Below are 17,542 nucleotides of genomic sequence, written 5' to 3'. Positions count from 1 at the left end.
AGGATGCAAGGTCGATAAAACAGTCAAGATGAAGGAGTAGGGCATGCGCTTATTGCTGGTAGAAGACGATACGATGATCGGCGAGGTGGTGCTCGATTTGCTGCGCGCCGAGCATTACGCGGTGGATTGGGTCAAGGATGGCGACATGGCCGATACGGCCCTGCAGACGCAAACCTACGACCTGGTGCTGCTGGATCTGGGCTTGCCCCGCAAGGATGGCCTCGATGTGCTGCGCTCGATGCGTTTGCGCAAGCTCGACACGCCTGTGCTGGTAGCCACGGCGCGCGACGCCATCGAGCAGCGCATCGCCGGCCTCGACGCGGGCGCCGACGATTACGTCTTGAAGCCGTATGACCTCGACGAATTGCTGGCGCGCATACGCGCCCTGCTGCGGCGCGCCTCGGGGCGGCCGGAACCGATCTTCGAACACCAGGGCGTCTCCATCAATCCGCTGACGCGCGAAGTGATTGCCGAGGGCCACCCGGTCAACCTGTCGGCGCGCGAATGGGCCGTGCTGGAAGCCTTGATCGCCCGTCCCGGCATCGTGCTGTCGCGCGCGCAGCTGGAAGAAAAGCTGTACAGCTGGAAGGATGAAGTCAACAGCAATGCCGTGGAAGTGTATATCCATGGCTTGCGCAAGAAACTGGGCAGCGACCTGATCCAGAATGTGCGCGGCCTCGGCTACATGGTGCCCAAGGCATGAGGATGAAGGTCACGGTGACGCATTCGCTGCGCGGCCGCCTGCTGTGGTTTTTGCTGGCGGCCATCATCATGGCGGCCCTGGCGCAAGCCTCGATCGCCTACCGCAGCGCCCTGTACGACGCCGACCAGATCTTCGATTACCACATGCAGCAGATGGCCCTGTCGCTGCGCTCCGGCGCGCCGCTGGCCAACCATGCGCAAGCGTTGCCGGCCGACCCCGTCAACAACGACATGGTGGTGCAGGTGTGGACGCCGGACGGCGTGCAGGTGTTCCGCTCGATCACGCGCGCGGAATTGCCGCAGCGCGCCGTGCTGGGCTTTTCCAACGTGAAAGCCAATGGCACGACTTACCGCATCTTTTCCGTGCAAACCAGTTCCCAGACCGTGCAGATCGCCCAGGACATGGCCGTGCGCAAGCGCATGGCCGGCAGCCTGGCCCTGCGCACGGTCGGTCCCATCGCGCTGATGGCGCCTATTCTGATGCTGGTCGTGTGGTGGGTCGTCAGCGGTTCGCTGGCGCCCGTCTCGCGCGTGCGCAAGCAGGTGGCGGCGCGCCAGGCGGACGATTTATCTCCCGTCTCGGAAGCGGGCTTGCCCGACGAAGTGCGCCCCCTCGTGCATGAGCTGAATTTGCTGTTCGGGCGCGTCAAGACGGCGTTCGACGCGCAGCAGCATTTCGTCGCCGACGCCGCGCATGAATTGCGCACGCCGCTGGCGGCCCTGAAACTGCAGGTATTGAGCCTGGAACGGGCTGAATCGGAAGAAAAACGCAGCCTGGCCATTTCCCGCGTGAGCGCCGGCATCGAGCGGGCCACGCGCCTGGTCGAGCAGCTGCTGGTGCTGGCGCGCCAGGAAGCGAGTGCCGCCAGCGGCGACCAGCTGCAGGCGGTGGACTTGAACGATGTCGTCAAGCGCGCGCTGGGCGACATGGCCGGCATCGCGCAGGCGCGCAAGATCGACCTGGGCCTGCACCACATGGATGCGGCCAAGGTGGCGGGCCAGGCCGACGCGCTCAACATCATGCTGCGCAACCTGGTCGATAACGCCATCAAGTACACGCCGCAGGGCGGCACGGTCGACATCGACCTGCGCGCCAGCCCCGTCGGCGTGACCTTGTTGGTGGAAGACAGCGGCCCCGGCATTCCGCCCGAGGAGCGCGAGCGCGTCTTCAGCCGCTTCTACCGCGTGCCCGGCACGGACGCCAACGGCAGCGGGCTGGGGCTGGCCATCATCAAGGCCATCGCCGAACGCCATGGCGCGCGCCTGGTGCTGGACAAATCCGAGCGCCTGGGCGGCCTGTGCGTGCGCGTGGAATTCCCGCAAGCCGTAAAAAAATAGCGTTTTGATCATGATCTTTGGCCTGTTGCATTGACGCGCACGCCGCTGGCATATATTGTCTGCGCAATAAGCAATCAAGCAAACGGAGCGCAGCATGCAGAAGATCGGCTTTTCAGGCACCCTCGACCCCATCACCAACGGCCACATGTGGGTGATCGGCGAGGCGCGTTCGCTCGCCGACGAGGTGATCGTGTTCCTGTCGCAAAACCCCGCCAAGCGTCCCCAATTTCCCGCCGAAGACCGCAAGCGCATCATTGAGCAGAGCGCGCGCGAGTGCGGCTGGGACAATGTGCAGGTGGTCATCGTCAAGGGCGACTACACGGCGCGCGCGGCGAAAAAGCATGGCTGCGACTACCTGATCCGCGGCATCCGCACGACGGCCGATTTCGACTATGAAAACCTGATCCAGCAAACGAATGTGGACGTGCTGCAGGGCGCCAAGACGATCTTCGTCATGCCGCCGCGCGACCTCGGCTCCGTCAGCTCCAGCTTCGTCAAGGCGCTGGAAGGCCCCGTGGGCTGGAACTGGACCATGAAGAAATTCGTCCCCGGCCCGGCCTACCAGGCGTGGATACTCGACTGCCTGCGCAAGGAGTGGGAAGCGCTGTGGAATTACACGACTGCCTCGCAAGCGGACATCGCGCTGGCGGATCACTGGTTCGCCCACCTGACGGGGCCGCAGGCGTATGGCGGCGCGGACCGCCACTATCACAATCTCGATCACCTGGTGCACGGCCTGTCCGAAATCCGCGTGTGGGCCGACAATACCTATGCGCCCAAGCGCGACAGCGCGCTGGTCAAGAAGGCGTTCTGGTTCCACGACGCCGTCTACAGCCACGACGACGATGCCCTGTATTCCAGCGAAGAGGCGAGCGCCCAGTTGTGGCTGGCCAGCGGCCTCGATGCGGGCGACAACCTTGATGTGGCGCAATTGATACGCGTCACCGATCATTTCCAGGGGCCGGGCATCAGCCACGCGCTGAAAGACGCCATGCTCAGCGCCGACCTGGCCATCCTGGGGCAGGATGACGAGGTGTACCAGGCCTACACGCAAGCCATCGGCCGAGAATACGCGCACGTGGACCCCGCGCGCTTCAACGAGCAGCGGAGCCTGGCCCTGCAGCATTTGTGCGGCAAGGCGCAGGCGGACCAGCTGTTCGGCGATGCATACTTTGCCGACCAGTACAACGAACGGGCCATTGAAAACATGCAGAAGGAAATCGCGGCGCTGGCCGGCTGATGCTCGTCAGGGGCGGGCGGCGGCATGCGCCAGCGCATCGTCGAGCCGGTCGTTGCCCCAGAAGAGTTCGCCGCCGCTGAGGAAGCTGGGGGCGCCGAACAGCTTCAGCGCTTGTGCCTGCTCGGTCTGGCGGCGCAGCCGTAGCTTGTTGTCCTGCGTCAAAGCCAGCGCCACGATGGCGCGCGCATCGAGGCCCAGTTCTTCCAAAGCCTCGCTGACGGCTTCGAGGTTGTCGATGTCGCGGTCTTCGGCGAAATTCATCGTCATCATGCGGCGCGCAAAGGGCGCAATCCAGCCCTGGTCCGCGCCGATCAGCGCCACGCGCATGGGCAGCAGGGCCGTGCGGGGGAAGACGCCCGGTTGCTGCCATGGCAAACCGTACTTTTCACACTGGCGCGCCATGTCGCGCCACGTGTAGTCGCCCTTGATTTTTTGCAAGACGAACGGCGACGTCTCCCAGCCCAGCGCCTTGAAGACGACGCCCAGCAGGAAGGGTTTCCAGATCACTTGCACCTGCTTTTCACGCGCCAGCGCGTCGATGCGCATGGCGCTCAGGTAGCTGTAGTTGCTGCCGAAGTCGAACCAGAATTCCAGTGTGGCCATGGCATCGTTTCCAGATCAGGCAGCCGCCGCCTTGGCGCGCGCCGCGTGCAATTTCTTGAAGCTGTCGATCAGGCGCTGGTGCCGGTCGAGGCCTTCCAGCTGCATGCTGGTCGGGGTCAGGCCGTAGAAGCGCACGCTGCCGTCCACCGAGCCCAGCACCGCATCCATGCGGTCGTCGCCAAACATGCGGCGGAAATTGACGACGTAATCGTCCAGCTCCAGCTCGTCATCGAGTTCCACTTCCAGCACCACGTTCAATGCTTGATAGAACAGTTTGCGCTCGAGCGTGTTGTCGTTGTACTGCAGGAAAGTTTCCACCAGCTCTTTCGCTTCCTCGAATTGCTGCAGGACGAGCTGTATCAGCAGCTTCAATTCCAGGGTCGTCAGCTGGCCCCACACCGTATTTTCGTCAAACTCGATGCCGATCAGGGTGGCGATGTCGCCGTATTCGTCGAGCTCGCTGTTTTCCAGGCGGTCGAGCAAGTCTTCCAGGCCGGCATCGTCCAGGCGGTGCAGGTTCAGGATGTCGGCGCGGAACAGCAGCGCCTTGTTGGTATTGTCCCAGATCAAATCCTCGACCGGGTACACCTCGGAGTAACCGGGCACGAGGATGCGGCAGGCGGTGGCGCCCAGCTGGTCATATACGGCCGTGTAGACTTCCTTGCCCATGCCGGCGAGGATGCCGAACAGGGTCGCCGCTTCCTCGGCATTCGAGTTTTCGCCGTGGCCGGAAAAATCCCACTCGACAAAATCGTAATCGGCCTTGGCGCTGAAGAAGCGCCACGAGACGATGCCGCTCGAATCGATGAAGTGTTCGACGAAGTTGTTCGGCTCGGTGACGGCTTCGCTGGCAAACGTCGGCTGCGGCAAGTCGTTGAGGCCTTCGAAGCTGCGGCCCTGCAGCAATTCCGTCAGGCTGCGCTCGAGCGCCACTTCCAGGCTCGGGTGCGCGCCGAACGAGGCAAACACGCCGCCCGTGCGCGGGTTCATCAGGGTGACGCACATCACCGGGTACACGCCGCCCAGCGACGCATCTTTTACCAGCACGGGGAAACCTTGCTCTTCCAGGCCCTGGATACCGGCCACGATGCCCGGATATTTCGCCAGCACTTCCTGCGGCACGTCGGGCAGGGCGATCTCGCCTTCGATAATTTCGCGCTTGACGGCCCGCTCGAAAATTTCCGACAAGCATTGCACCTGTGCTTCGACGAGGGTGTTGCCGGCGCTCATGCCATTGCTGACGTACAAGTTTTCGATCAGGTTCGATGGGAAATACACGGTCTCGCCATCGGACTGGCGCACATACGGCAGCGAGCAGATGCCGCGCTCCGCGTTGCCGGAGTTGGTGTCGATCAGGTGCGAGCCGCGCAGTTCGCCATCGGCATCGTAGATGTCGCGGCAGTAGGCATCGAGAATCTCTTTCGGCAGCGCATCCTTGCGGCCCGGCTTGAACCAGCGCTCGTTCGGGTAATGGACAAAATCCGCGTTGGCGATGTCCTCGCCCCAGAACGAGCCGGCGTAGAAATGGTTGTTGCTGAGGCGTTCGATATACTCGCCCAGGGCCGACGCCAGCGCGCTTTCCTTGGTCGCGCCCTTGCCGTTGGTGAAACACATGGGCGAATGCGCATCGCGGATGTGCAGCGACCACACGTTGGGAATGATGTTGCGCCACGAGGCGATTTCAATCTTGATGCCCAGGCCCGCCAGCAGGCTGGACATATTGGCGATGGTCTGTTCCAGCGGCAAGTCCTTGCCGACGATATAGGTGCTCGCGCCAGGGGCGGGATTCAGGGCCAGCAAGGCCTGGGCATCGGCATCCAGGTTTTCTACCTCTTCAATGACGAACTCCGGCCCCGCCTGCACCACTTTTTTCACCGTGCAACGGTCGATCGAGCGCAGGATGCCCTGGCGGTCCTTGTCCGAGATATCGGCCGGCAACTCGACCTGGATCTTGAAAATCTGCTGGTAGCGGTTTTCAGGATCGACGATATTGTTTTGCGACAGGCGGATATTTTCAGTGGAAATATTGCGCGTATCGCAATACAACTTCACGAAGTAGGCCGCGCATAGTGCCGATGATGCCAAAAAGTAATCGAACGGGCCGGGCGCCGAGCCATCGCCCTTGTAGCGGATGGGCTGGTCGGCGATGACCGTAAAATCGTCGAACTTGGCTTCGAGACGCAGCTTGTCGAGAAAGTTGACTTTAATTTCCATGAGGTAATCCAATACTGTGCTTATGAGTTAGCCGCTATTATCCGTGCTTTCCGCCGCAGGGCAAAGATTGTTCGCGGCGGCCGTGCTGGCGGGGCGCCGCTGGACCGGGCCGGCAGGGCAGGCAAGGGGTATGTTCCCTTATGCAGCAGGCTGGTAGTCCATTGCTTTTCACCTATCGCACTGAAGGTTGTCTCTCTATTATGATTATTCTTGCTGATATAAAAAAATCGCAAACTGTGATGGACGAGCTCGCATCGCAGTGCGATTTTGACCTTGGCCGTGCTGCGCGGGACAGCTCCTGGATCAAGTTGCTGCCAGAAAAGTCTTTCATGGTACTGGCCGGTGAAAGCAGCGGTGGTGTTTTTCTTGCCTACGGGGAGGGCGAGATCGAACGACGCCCGGTCCTATATGTCAGCTCCGAGGGCCATGCCGGCCGTATCGCCGCCAATCTCACGGAGCTGATTGCCATGATGCTGGCGCTGCCATACTGGCGCGACCTGCTCAAGTTTTCAGATCGTGGCAACTTGCAAGAGATGCGCCGGACCGCTGGGTTCAGCGAACAGGACTTTGCAGAGGAATACGCCGAGTTTCCTGCTGCCAGGAAAAGGATAGCAGACTCTTTACTTGTTCCGGCCATTGCTGATCCAGTCAGATTGCTGCATGACTGCGTACATGCCACCGATTGCAGTGTCGTGGCCGAAGACGGCTGGCCTTACGAGTCACTGTTTCATCATTTCAAGTCAAGCGACAATCCCGGCTGGACGTGAGTGTATGGATGCCGGCATAAAAAACAGCGGCTGCCCATGCCGGCGCAGCCGCTGTTGTTTCAGGTGGACACGGTGATCAGAATTTCACCCACAGCCGTCCGAAATACGAAGCGCCGTTCAGGCCGAACTGCACGCTGTCGTATTTGAAGCCGTTGTCCGTCTCGTCCGCGTTTTGCGTGGTGGGCTTGACGTTGAAGATGTTGTTGCCGCCAAAGGTCAGCTTGGTGTTCTTGTTGATGCTGTAGGTGAAGCTCAGGTCGGCCGAAGTCTTGGCCGCATAGTGGGCGTTCGGCACGCCAGCGGCCGTGCCGCTGAAGGTGCCCAGGGTTTGCGGGCCAAAGTAGATGATGCGCAGATCCGACTCCAGCTTGCCCGTGATGTAGTCGAAGCCCAGCGTGGCTTTCGAACGGGGGCCACCCTGTTCGATGAACAGGCGTTCGCGTTCGGACAGCAGTACGTCAGCATAGCCTGCCAGCGAATCGGGCGTCTTGACCTTCGTCACTTCCGTTTTGCTCAAATTCAAGGCCAGGAAGGTGTTCAGGCGGTTGCCGGCCAATTCTCCCTTGTGCGACGCCGTCAGGTCCAGGCCGCGCGTGCGCGTGTCGATGGAATTGACGAAGAATTGCGCTTCGCCCACGCCCAGCAGGGCCAGGCGCGCGGCCAGGTCCGGGTAGTTGTCGGCATTGAAGCGGCCCGACAGCACGATGCGGTCCTTGATCTTGATGTTGTACAAGTCGGCCGTGACGGAAATGGCTTGCGTCGGCGTCCAGGTGGTGCCGAAGGTAAAGCTGGTGGATTTTTCCTCTTTCAGCTTGGGAATGCCGGCCGCGTTGGCGACGGCGCCGCCGTTGGGCGCCAGCACCACGTCCGTGGGCACGCCGCCGATGAAGTCGGTGAAGGTGGACGAGAAATACACTTGCTGCAGCGATGGCGCGCGGAAGCCCGTGCTGGCCGAGCCGCGCAGCAGCACGTTCGGCGCCACTTTATAGCTGGCGGCCAGCTTGCCCGTCACGGTGGAGCCGAAATCGCTGAATTTCTCATAGCGCAGGGCCGCCTGGGTTTTCAGGCGTTCCGTCCAGTCCAGTTCCACGTCGCCATACGCGGCGATGCTGTGGCGTTTGGCCTTGGTGGCGTCGCCGGGCTGGAAGCCGGGAAAGCCCTGGCTACCCGCATTGCCGCCCACGCCCACGCCGTCGGCATCGTTGTAGGAGCCCGGTTCGCCGGCCATGATCTTGTATTCCTCGCTGCGGTACTCGGCGCCGAAGGCCACGTTCATGCCGCGCATGACCGTGTCGTAGTAGCGGCTGAAGTCGGCGTTGCTGGTCAGCTGCTGGAACGAAAAGCCGCCCGCGTCGAAACGGCTGGGGCTGACGCCCTTGCCGCCGTTCATCAGGTCGAGGTTGGCGATCGAGGCGTTCAGCGTGTTGCTGATGTCGTAGCGCATCTTGTTGTAGCCATAGGTTTGCGAAAAATCAGCATGCCATTCGCCGATCTGGCTGCGGTGGCCGATGGTGGCGTACTGGTCGTCGATCTTGCCATTGATGAAAGGCACGAAACCATCCGGATACATGGCGGCCGAATTGCGTGATGGAATGTCGTCGCTGCCGATGCCGCCCCGGCCGAACGCGGCGCTGGACGCGTCGCGCGTCTGCGCGCCGGCCGTGAAGTACAGCTTGCCCGTGGGGCTGGTGGCGTAGTCGCCATTCACGTACAGGGTCTTGTTTTTGGATTTGGTGTCGCCGATGATGCGCATGCTGTCCGCATCGGCCCGGTTCGAGCGGCCGCGGTCCAGGTATTCTCCCGTGATGGCCAGGGTGCCCTTGTCGCCCAGCGCGATGCCGCAATAGGCGGAGGTCATGTAATTCTTGCCGTCGCCTGCGGAATACTGGCTGTAGCCGGCCACGGCTTCGCAGCCCAGGCTTTTCTTCAGTTCGATGTCGATCACGCCGGCAATGGCGTCCGAGCCGTACTGGGCGGCGGCGCCGTCGCGCAGCACTTGCACGTTCTTGATCGCCAACAAGGGAATCGCATTCATGTCCGTGCCCGTGTTGCCGCGGTTGCGCGCGCCGAACAGGTTGACCAGGGCCGTCGTGTGGCGCCGCTTGCCGTTCACCAGCACGAGGGTCTGGTCGGAGCCCAGGCCGCGCAGGGCGGCCGAATCGATCAGGTCGGCCCCGTCGGCGCCCGTCTGGCGCGTGGAATTGAACGAGGGCGAGATGTATTGCAGCGATTGCGCCAGATCAAACTGGCCGCCTTGTTCGGCTACCTTGGAAATGGGAATGATATCGACCGGCACCATTGTGTCCGTGGCGGAACTGGCGACCCGGCGCGAGCCGACCACGCTGACCGTTTGCACGGGGCCTTCCGTGGCGGCCGCTTCCGTGTTCTGGGCCATGGCGGCAGGGCTGAAGGCGGCCAGGGCGGCGCTGCCGTACAGGCTGATGAGGATGGCTTGACGCAAGGTGGTGAGGGTCGGCACGCAGTATCTCCAAGTGGCTGATGAGCAAGATTCGTGACTTGATTCTAGTGCCATCTTTTCAGCATTCACCAGCGATACTTTGTTTTGTTATTACAAATTCGCTGTAACTGTTGTTTCCTGGTTGATTATCTTTTGGCCACTGCCTGGCTTGCCTTGTACTGGTGCGGCATGCCCCGTTCAGGTGCTGCGTTGCACCATGCCGCCCACCCAGATCGCTTGCGCGCCGTACTGGACTTCGATCAGACAGGGCTGCTGCGTCACATGGCCCTGGTGCAGCCGCAGCGACTGCCGCAAATGCGCTGCCAGCGCGCCCGCCGCCACGCCCGTGGCGCTGTCTTCCAGCGCCGGATCGAGGTGGTTGAAGTTGCGCCCCTCGTACTCGTGTTCGCCCGTGCGGCAATACGCATAGCAGCCGCTGACCTTGTGCAAGGCGCTCCAGTCGGCGATCAATTCCAGGTTCGGCCGCAGCGCGCGCAGGGTGGTGCGGTCGGCCACTTCCAGCAGCAGCTTCGGGCTGCCGACGGAGGCGACGACGGGCGGCGACGGCAAGTGCATGTGCTGGCCCATCAGTTCGGACGGCACATATTTTTCCAGCATGACGGCCGGCGCCGGCTGCGAAGTCAAGCCAATGAATAGCCCCTCCGCGCGGCGCACCAGCTGCAAGGCTTGCCCGCGCATGGCCGTGCTCACCGTCAAGGTTGCCGGGGCGCCGGGCGCCGTCAGCAGCACATGCGCGGCGGCCAGGGTGGCGTGCAGGCACAGGGGGCTGCGCGTGTGCGGATAAAAATAGTCGAGCACGATGCCGCCGTCCGCCTGCCGGTCGATGAAGACGCAGGCGCTGACCTGGCGTTCGCGGGCGAAGGCCTGGCGCGCCGTTTCTCCGCTGCCGTCGTTTTCCACGACCAGCGCCGCATTGCCGCCACTGGGGGCGGCGCCGAAACATTTTAATAAGTGGACGATCATGGCGGGCACTGTGCAAGGTAAAACCCCAGCATAACTGAGATGGCCGTTTTCAGATGAGTATAATATACTGTGTTTATATGCAGTATTGAGGTAGATCATGGGGAGCGCAGTCTTACCCGAGTATGCTGAGTTGTACTGCCTGAGTAATTTCAGCTTCCTGCATGGGGCCTCGCATGCGGAAGAGCTGGTGGCGCGCTCTGTCCAGCTTGCTTACCGGGCGCTGGCGATTACCGACGAGTGCTCGCTGGCGGGTGTCGTGCGCGCCCATGCGACGGCCAAGCGGGCCGGTTTCCCCCTGATTATCGGCGCGCACTTTCATTTGACGCAGGCCGACGGCAGTCCGGGGCCGTCCCTGCTGGCGCTGGTGCAGGACCGCGACGGTTACGGCAACTTGTCTGAACTGATCACCATGGCGCGAACGCGGGCGGCCAAGGGGCGCTATTTGCTGACGCCCGACGATTTCGCCGCGCCGTCGGCGCAGTTTGCCCATTTGCAGGGCTTGCCCGGCTGTTTGATGATCTTGCTGCCTGGCTATCCGGCCCAGCCCGCGACGCTGCGCGCGCAGGGGGCGTGGATGCTATCCACCTTTGGCGGCGAGCGCAGCTGGATAGGCTTGAACCTGCTGCAGCGGGCGCAGGATGACGCCCACCGCAGCGCCGTGCAGGACGCCGCGCAGGCGCTGGGCTTGTCCGTGGTGGCCGTCGGCCATGTGTGCATGCACGTGCGTTCGCGCAAGCCCCTGCTCGACACCCTGTGCGCGATCCGCGTGGGCAAGCCCGTGGGCGAGTGCGGCTATGCGCTGGCGCAAAACGCGGAGCAGCATCTGCGCGCGCGCTTGCGCCTGGCCAATGTGTATCCGCCGCAGGCGCTGGCGGAAACCCTGCGCATCGCGGACCTGTGCACATTCTCGCTCGACAGCTTGCGCTATGACTATCCCGACGAGCTGGTGCCGCACGGCCACACGCCGGCGACGTATCTGCGCGAAGAAACGTATGCGGGAGCGCGCCTCCGTTTTCCGCTGGGCATTCCGGCCAACGTGCAGGAGCAGGTCGAACAGGAGCTGGAACTGATCGCGGAGCTGTCGTATGAAGCGTACTTTTTGACCGTGTACGACATCGTGCGCTTTGCCCGCTCGCAAGACATTCTGTGCCAGGGCAGGGGGTCGGCCGCCAATTCGGCCGTCTGCTATTGCCTGCACATTACGGAAGTGGACCCGGCGCGCGGCAATTCGCTGGTCGGGCGCTTCATGTCGCGCGAGCGCAACGAGCCGCCCGATATCGACGTCGATTTCGAGCACCAGCGGCGCGAAGAAGTGATTCAATATATCTACGGCAAGTATGGGCGCGAGCGGGCCGCGCTGGCGGCCGTGGTGATCAGCTACCGGCCCAAAAGCGCCTTGCGCGACAGCGGCCGGGCGCTGGGGATCGACCTGGCCATCGTGGAAAAAGTGGCCAAGGCGCACCGCTGGTTCGACGGCAAGCGCGATTTGCTGGAGCGCCTGGCCGAATGCGGGCTCGACCCGGAGGCGGCATTGTCGCAGCAGTGGGCCGGCCTGGCGCAGCAGTTGCTGGGCTTTCCCCGCCATTTGTCGCAGCATCCGGGCGGCTTTGTGATTGCGCAAGGAAAGTTGTCGCGCCTGGTGCCGATTGAAAACGCGGCCATGGCCGAGCGCAGCGTCATCGAGTGGGACAAGAACGACCTGGAAGAGCTGGGCTTGATGAAGGTCGACGTGCTGGCGCTGGGCATGCTGTCGGCCCTGCGCCGCGCCCTGGAGCTGGTCGGGGCGCGGCGCGGCGAGGAATTTCGTTTGCAGGATATTCCCGCAGAGGATTCCGCCACCTACGACATGATGTGCCAGGCCGACACCATCGGCGTGTTCCAGATCGAGTCGCGCGCGCAGATGAGCATGCTGCCCCGCCTGCGTCCCCGGGAATTCTACGACCTCGTCATCGAGGTGGCGCTGGTGCGCCCCGGCCCCATCCAGGGCGGCATGGTGCATCCGTATCTGCAGCGGCGCCAGCAGAAAGAGCCGGTCGAGTATCCGAAGGGCCTGGAAAAGGCGCTGGGGCGCACCCTGGGCATTCCCATTTTCCAGGAGCAAGTGATGCAGGTGGCCATCATCGCGGCCGGTTTCACGCCTGGCGAAGCGGATCAGTTGCGGCGCGCCATGGCGGCCTGGAAGCGCAAGGGCGGCATGAACAATTACCATGACCGTATCGTCAATGCCATGGTGGAGAATGATTATGACAAGGAGTTTGCCGAGGCTATCTTCAGCCAGATCGAGGGCTTTGGCGAATACGGTTTTCCCGAGTCGCACGCGGCCAGTTTCGCCCTGCTGACGTACGCCAGTTCCTGGCTGAAATGCCATGAACCGGCCGCCTTTCTGTGCGCCTTGCTCAACAGCCAGCCCATGGGCTTTTACAGCCCCTCGCAACTGGTGCAGGATGCGCGCCGGCATGGCGTGCCAGTGCTGCCTGTCGACGTGACCGTCAGCGCCTGGGAGGCAACCCTGGAAGCAGGGCAGGCCCCCGCGCCCGCCGTGCGCCTGGGCTTGAACAGCCTGTTCGGCATGCGCGCCGAGGCGGCCCGGCGCATCGAGGATGCGCGCGCCATCGCCGCCTTTCTTGATGTGGCCGACCTGGCGCGGCGCGGCGGCCTGGACCGTCATGACTTGCAGGTCTTGGCGGCAGGCAACGCGCTGCACGCGCTGGCCGGGCACCGGCGCGCGGCGCTGTGGCAGGCGGCCGGCGCCGTGCCCGACAGGGATTTGCTGCGCGTCACCACGCAGGAGGAAGACTTGCCCGTGCTGGCCGCGCCCACGGAAGGCGAGGGCATCGTCAGCGACTACCGCGCGCAAGGCCTGACCCTGGGCCGCCACCCGCTGGCGCTGCTGCGCAGGCAATTGCTGGAAGAACGCTTTCTGCCCGCCGCGACGCTTGCCAGCTACACGGATGGCCAGCTGGCGCGCGCCTGCGGCATCGTCACCGTGCGCCAGCGTCCGGGCACGGCCAAGGGCGTCATCTTCATGACTCTGGAAGACGAGACGGGCACAGTGAACGTCATCGTCTGGCCCGACCTGGTGGAAAGCCAGCGGCGCGAAGTGCTGAGCGCGCCGCTGCTGGGCGTGTACGGCGTGTGGCAGCGCGAGGGCATCGTGCGCAATCTGGTGGCCAAGCGCCTGGTCGACATGTCGCATCTGCTGGGACGCTTGCGCACCAGCAGCCGCGATTTTTGTTGAGGCTTGTCAATATCGTCCGGACGGTGGCATGATGATTATCATGACTACTTTGCCCGAACCGATATTGCGTCCCGCCCTGGTCGCCGACGCGCCCGCCATCGTCGCCCTGATTGACGACCTGATGCCCTTTCTGACCCTGCACCCGGACGGCGCGGGGGCGGAAAAGTTCATCGAGAACTGCCGCCAGCCCGCCATCGAAGGCTATCTGTCACTGCCCAATTACGCCTACCAGCTCGCGCATATCGACGGCGAGCTGGCCGGCGTCGTGGCCATGCGCGACAACACGCACCTGTTCCACATGTTCGTGCCGCGCGCCCTGCACCGGCGCGGCATGGCGCGCCGCCTGTGGCAGGCGGCCCGCGATGTGTCCTTGGCCAAGGGGAATGTCACGGCGTTTACCGTCAATTCCTCGGCCTATGCCTTGCCCCTGTACGAAAGCCTGGGCTTTGTTGCCACGGGACCGAAGGTGGAGACGGGCGGCATTGCCTTCGTGCCGATGCGCATGGAATGGTCAACATAACCCAACGACAGGGACTGGGGTCGTACCCGGCGGGGGCATTTTTCCCAGTGGGAAAAATGCCGATCCCGAAGGGAGCGACCTACCATCTGACAATCTTCCCCGGATTCATGATGTTCTTCGGATCCAGCGCGTGCTTGAGGGCGCGCATGGTGTCGATGGCGCCCTCGCCATGTTCTTCCACCAGGAAAGCCATCTTGTGCATGCCGACGCCGTGTTCTCCCGTGCACGTGCCATCCATGCCGATGGCGCGCGTGACCATGTCGCCGTTGACCTTTTCCGCGCGCGCGACGTCGGCCGGGTCATCGGGATCGACCAGCATCTGCACGTGGAAGTTGCCGTCGCCCACGTGGCCGATGATGGCGTAGACGAGGCCCTGCGCTTCGCAATCGGCCTGGGTGGCGAGGATGCATTCGGCCAGGCGCGAAATCGGTACGCAGCAATCGGTGGAAATGGCGCGGCTGCCGGGGCGCATCTGCAGCAGGGCAAAGTATGCGTTGTGGCGCGCGGCCCACAGGCGCGAGCGGTCTTCGGGGCGGCTGGCCCACTCGAAATCGCTGGCGCCGTGTTCCGCCGTGATGGCTTGCACCAGCTGCGCCTGCTCGGCCACGCTGGCCGGCGTGCCGTGGAATTCAAACAGCAGCAGGGGTTTTTCCGGCAAGGCCATCTTGTCGTAGGCATTGATGGCCTTGACGCCGTTTTCATCGAGAAACTCGACCCTGGCCACGGGAATACCCATCTGGATGGTCTGGATCACGGCGCTGACGGCTTCGCCCGTGCCGGAGAACGAGCACACGGCGGCCGAGATCGCTTCCGGCAGCGGATACAGTTTCACCGTCACTTCCGTGATGATGCCCAGGGTGCCTTCGCTGCCGACGAACAAACGCGTCAGGTCGTAGCCGGCCGACGATTTTTTTGCCCTGGTTCCCGTCTTGATGATGCGGCCATCGGCCGTCACCACCGTCAGGGCCAGCACGTTTTCGCGCATGGTGCCGTAGCGCACGGCGTTCGTGCCCGAGGCACGCGTGGCGGCCATGCCGCCCAGCGAGGCATTGGCGCCCGGGTCGATGGGGAAGAACAGGCCCGTGTCGCGGAGCTCTTCGTTCAGTTGCTTGCGCGTCACGCCCGCCTGCACGGTGGCCGTCAAGTCTTCACTATGCACGGCTACCATCTGATTCATTTGCGACAGATCAATCGTCACGCCGCCATGCAGGGCCAGCACGTGGCCTTCGAGCGAAGTGCCGCTGCCGTAGGCGATGACGGGCACGTCGTGCGCGCTGCACAGCTTGACGGCGGCGGCCACTTCCTCGGTGGAGTGGGCGAAAATGACAGCGTCCGGCAGCATGGGGGGATAGCTCGACTCGTCGCGGCCATGGTGGGCGCGCATGGCTTGCGTCATGGAAAAACGGTCGGCAAAGATCAGGGAAAGTACGGCAGCAAGGGATGCGGGCAGCGGTTTTTTCAGTACCGCCAACTGGTCAGTTTGATTCACGCAAGTCCTCCGTTTTTTTTATTCTACTCCGCGTGCGGAGATTTCACCGAGGCACCATTTTTGCCGGTTGTAAAAAAATCGCATCGCGGGCCGTGCATTGGTTGTAAATGAGAATCATTTCTATTAGAATGCCCGCCAGTAGTTATTTTGCAATGCGTGCTTCCACCCGAAAGGCCATGCCCATGAGATTCCCCCTGTCCTTCGCCGCTGTCCTGCCCGTCTGTGTGCTGGCGCTGAGCGCCTGCAGCAGTATCGCTCCAGTCACTGACGCTGCCACCGCTGCTGCCGCCGCTTCGCCAGACGTACGCCAGCTGGGCGAAATCGTCGACTTGCGCAGCGGCCAGCGCGTGACTGCCGAACAATTGCTGGCCCGGCTGGCCGCCGCCCCGCGCGTCATCGTGGGCGAGCAGCACGACCAGCTCAGCCACCACCAGATCGAGCAATGGCTGCTGCAGCAATTGCAGGGCCAGCGTCCGCAAGGCAGCGTGCTGCTGGAAATGCTGAATCCGGACCAGCAAGCCAAGGTGGACAAGGTCAAGCCGTGGCTGCGGACGGATCCCGTCGTGCGCCCTGAGCACGTGGCCGAGCTGCTGGCCTGGCAGCCGAGCTGGAAGTGGGCGCAATATGGCGACCTGGTGATGACCGTGATGCGCGCGCCGTATCCCGTCTGGTCGGCCAACCTGGACCGCAGCGAGATCAAGCAATTGTTTATCGACAAGCCGGCCGTGCAGGGCAAACATTCGAACCTGGCCAACGACGGCAAGGTGCATGACAAATTGAAGGACATCATCCGCGTCATGCATGACAACCAGATCGACGAGCCGCGCCTGGCCGCCATGCTGTCGGTGCAGCAGCAGCGCGACCGCCGCATGGCCGAGCGCCTGCTGGCCGCGCCCGCGCCGGCCGTGCTGATCGCCGGCGCCTACCATGCGCACAAGGACCTGGGCGTGCCGCTGCACGTGCAGGATTTGACGGGCGGCCCGGCGCCGCTGGTGCTGGTCCTGGCACAGCAGGGCGCCACGGTGCAGGCGCCGCAGGCGGATTTCGTCTGGTTCACGCCCGTAACGCCCGCCGTCGCCAGCGCCAAGTAAGCCGTTGCACCTCCGCCGGGCGGTCAGCCCGGCACTCTCCCCCAGCAAGCTCCCCCATGGCAGCCAGGTAGTTCGTCCGATTTTTTTGCATGCGCGTGCGCGCCGTTGGCGCAGCCATGCCTGTTACCTGTCAAAGTTCTCATGCGTATCCTCCGTATCAAAGCCGCCAGCTGCGGTGTCGTTCTTTCCCTGTTGCATGCCACCGCGCAAGCGTCCGCCTTGCCGCACGATATGTCGCCGCTGGGCATGTTTTTCGCCGCCGACCAGGTCGTTAAAAGCGTGCTCATCGGCTTGCTGGCCGCCGCGCTGGCCACCTGGGTGGTCTTGCTGGTGAAGGGCGCCAGTTTGCTGCAAGCCCGGCGCGAGGCGGCGCACGCCGTCGCCATGCTGAAGACGGCCACCTCCTTGCCTGACGCGGCCGTCAAAGTGGAGGGCGCAGGCAGCATTTCGCTGGCGCAACAGTTGCTCGCTGATGTACAGCAGGAACTGAGTTTGTCGCACGCGAGCGCGCCGGCGGCGGCCCTGAAGGAGCGGGCCGGCTTTCGCCAGGAGCAATTGATCGCGCACAAGGTGCGCAGCATGACGCAAGGCATTGGTTTACTGGCCAGCATAGGCGCCGTGGCGCCGTTCGTCGGTCTGTTCGGCACCGTGTGGGGCATCATGAACAGTTTTATCGGCATCGCCGTCAGCCAGAGCACGAACCTGGCGACCGTGGCGCCCGGCATCGCGGAAGCCTTGCTGGCAACCGCCCTGGGCCTGGTGGCGGCGATCCCCGCCGTCGTCATCTATAACGTCTTGAACCGTGGCATCAACCAGTACAAGGCGCAGCTGCGCGCCGCTTCCGCGCAAGTGCTGCTGATGCTGAGCCGCGACCTCGACACGCGCCAGCAGGCCTGAG

At 63.3% G+C, this 17,542-nt stretch carries 13 protein-coding genes; 8 read left to right on the top strand and 5 right to left on the bottom strand.

Going from position 1 to position 17,542, the window contains the following annotated elements; genetic code table 11:
• Positions 1-43: 43 nt before the first annotated feature.
• From BZG29_RS22390 to coaD, 3 genes are all read left to right on the top strand, one after another.
• The gene (locus tag BZG29_RS22390) at positions 44-703 is read left to right on the top strand and encodes a response regulator transcription factor (protein ID WP_034783312.1); all 660 of its coding nucleotides are present in this window, start codon (positions 44-46) and stop codon (positions 701-703) included.
• Between the two features lie 2 nt (positions 704-705).
• The gene (locus BZG29_RS22385) at positions 706-2,040 is read left to right on the top strand and encodes an ATP-binding protein (protein ID WP_077407683.1); all 1,335 of its coding nucleotides are present in this window, start codon (positions 706-708) and stop codon (positions 2,038-2,040) included.
• A gap of 94 nt (positions 2,041-2,134) precedes the next feature.
• Complete coding sequence (gene coaD, locus BZG29_RS22380; protein WP_077407681.1) at positions 2,135-3,280, top strand: pantetheine-phosphate adenylyltransferase; 1,146 nt, start codon at positions 2,135-2,137, stop codon at positions 3,278-3,280.
• A 6-nt stretch (positions 3,281-3,286) separates the two neighbouring features.
• Here coaD and BZG29_RS22375 read toward each other — a convergent pair whose 3' ends face one another.
• Together BZG29_RS22375 and BZG29_RS22370 are read right to left on the bottom strand one after the other, a co-directional pair.
• Positions 3,287-3,883, bottom strand: a complete 597-nt coding sequence (locus BZG29_RS22375) for a 2-hydroxychromene-2-carboxylate isomerase (RefSeq protein WP_077407679.1) — start codon at positions 3,881-3,883, stop codon at positions 3,287-3,289.
• A gap of 15 nt (positions 3,884-3,898) precedes the next feature.
• Positions 3,899-6,097: an OsmC domain/YcaO domain-containing protein gene (locus BZG29_RS22370; protein WP_077407677.1), complete on the bottom strand. Its 2,199-nt coding sequence runs from the start codon at positions 6,095-6,097 to the stop codon at positions 3,899-3,901.
• A 140-nt stretch (positions 6,098-6,237) separates the two neighbouring features.
• Here BZG29_RS22370 and BZG29_RS22365 point away from each other — a divergent pair, with 140 nt between their 5' ends.
• Positions 6,238-6,864 (top strand): hypothetical protein, encoded by a 627-nt coding sequence (locus tag BZG29_RS22365; RefSeq protein ID WP_077407675.1) that lies wholly within the window; start codon positions 6,238-6,240, stop codon positions 6,862-6,864.
• Between the two features lie 76 nt (positions 6,865-6,940).
• Here the strand turns inward: BZG29_RS22365 and BZG29_RS22360 are convergent, their stop codons facing one another.
• Together BZG29_RS22360 and BZG29_RS22355 are read right to left on the bottom strand one after the other, a co-directional pair.
• Positions 6,941-9,343, bottom strand: coding sequence for a TonB-dependent receptor (locus BZG29_RS22360; protein WP_077407673.1), 2,403 nt, complete (start codon positions 9,341-9,343; stop codon positions 6,941-6,943).
• Between the two features lie 177 nt (positions 9,344-9,520).
• Positions 9,521-10,306: a PhzF family phenazine biosynthesis protein gene (locus BZG29_RS22355; protein WP_077407671.1), complete on the bottom strand. Its 786-nt coding sequence runs from the start codon at positions 10,304-10,306 to the stop codon at positions 9,521-9,523.
• Between the two features lie 97 nt (positions 10,307-10,403).
• On the opposite strand from BZG29_RS22355, the gene BZG29_RS22350 reads away from it, so the two are divergent.
• Entirely contained in the window at positions 10,404-13,544 is a 3,141-nt protein-coding gene (locus BZG29_RS22350; protein ID WP_077407669.1) for an error-prone DNA polymerase, read from the top strand.
• A gap of 40 nt (positions 13,545-13,584) precedes the next feature.
• Positions 13,585-14,064 carry a GNAT family N-acetyltransferase gene (locus BZG29_RS22345; RefSeq protein ID WP_253192677.1) on the top strand — a complete coding sequence of 160 codons (480 nt, stop codon included), beginning with the start codon at positions 13,585-13,587 and terminating at the stop codon, positions 14,062-14,064.
• A 79-nt stretch (positions 14,065-14,143) separates the two neighbouring features.
• Here BZG29_RS22345 and BZG29_RS22340 read toward each other — a convergent pair whose 3' ends face one another.
• Positions 14,144-15,460 carry an FAD-linked oxidase C-terminal domain-containing protein gene (locus BZG29_RS22340; RefSeq protein WP_077409239.1) on the bottom strand — a complete coding sequence of 439 codons (1,317 nt, stop codon included), beginning with the start codon at positions 15,458-15,460 and terminating at the stop codon, positions 14,144-14,146.
• A gap of 269 nt (positions 15,461-15,729) precedes the next feature.
• On the opposite strand from BZG29_RS22340, the gene BZG29_RS22335 reads away from it, so the two are divergent.
• On the top strand, positions 15,730-16,644 hold the full coding sequence (locus tag BZG29_RS22335) for a ChaN family lipoprotein (RefSeq protein ID WP_253192676.1): 915 nt from the start codon (positions 15,730-15,732) through the stop codon (positions 16,642-16,644).
• A 141-nt stretch (positions 16,645-16,785) separates the two neighbouring features.
• On the top strand, positions 16,786-17,541 hold the full coding sequence (gene exbB / locus BZG29_RS22330) for a tonB-system energizer ExbB (protein ID WP_077407665.1): 756 nt from the start codon (positions 16,786-16,788) through the stop codon (positions 17,539-17,541).
• Position 17,542: the final 1 nt, after the last annotated feature.

It is taken from the genome of Janthinobacterium sp. LM6 (genome assembly GCF_002002885.1).
Lineage (GTDB): Bacteria > Pseudomonadota > Gammaproteobacteria > Burkholderiales > Burkholderiaceae_D > Janthinobacterium > Janthinobacterium kumbetense.
The sequence above is the reverse complement of the archived record's forward strand: the minus strand, read 5'-3'. Positions and strand labels throughout refer to the sequence as shown.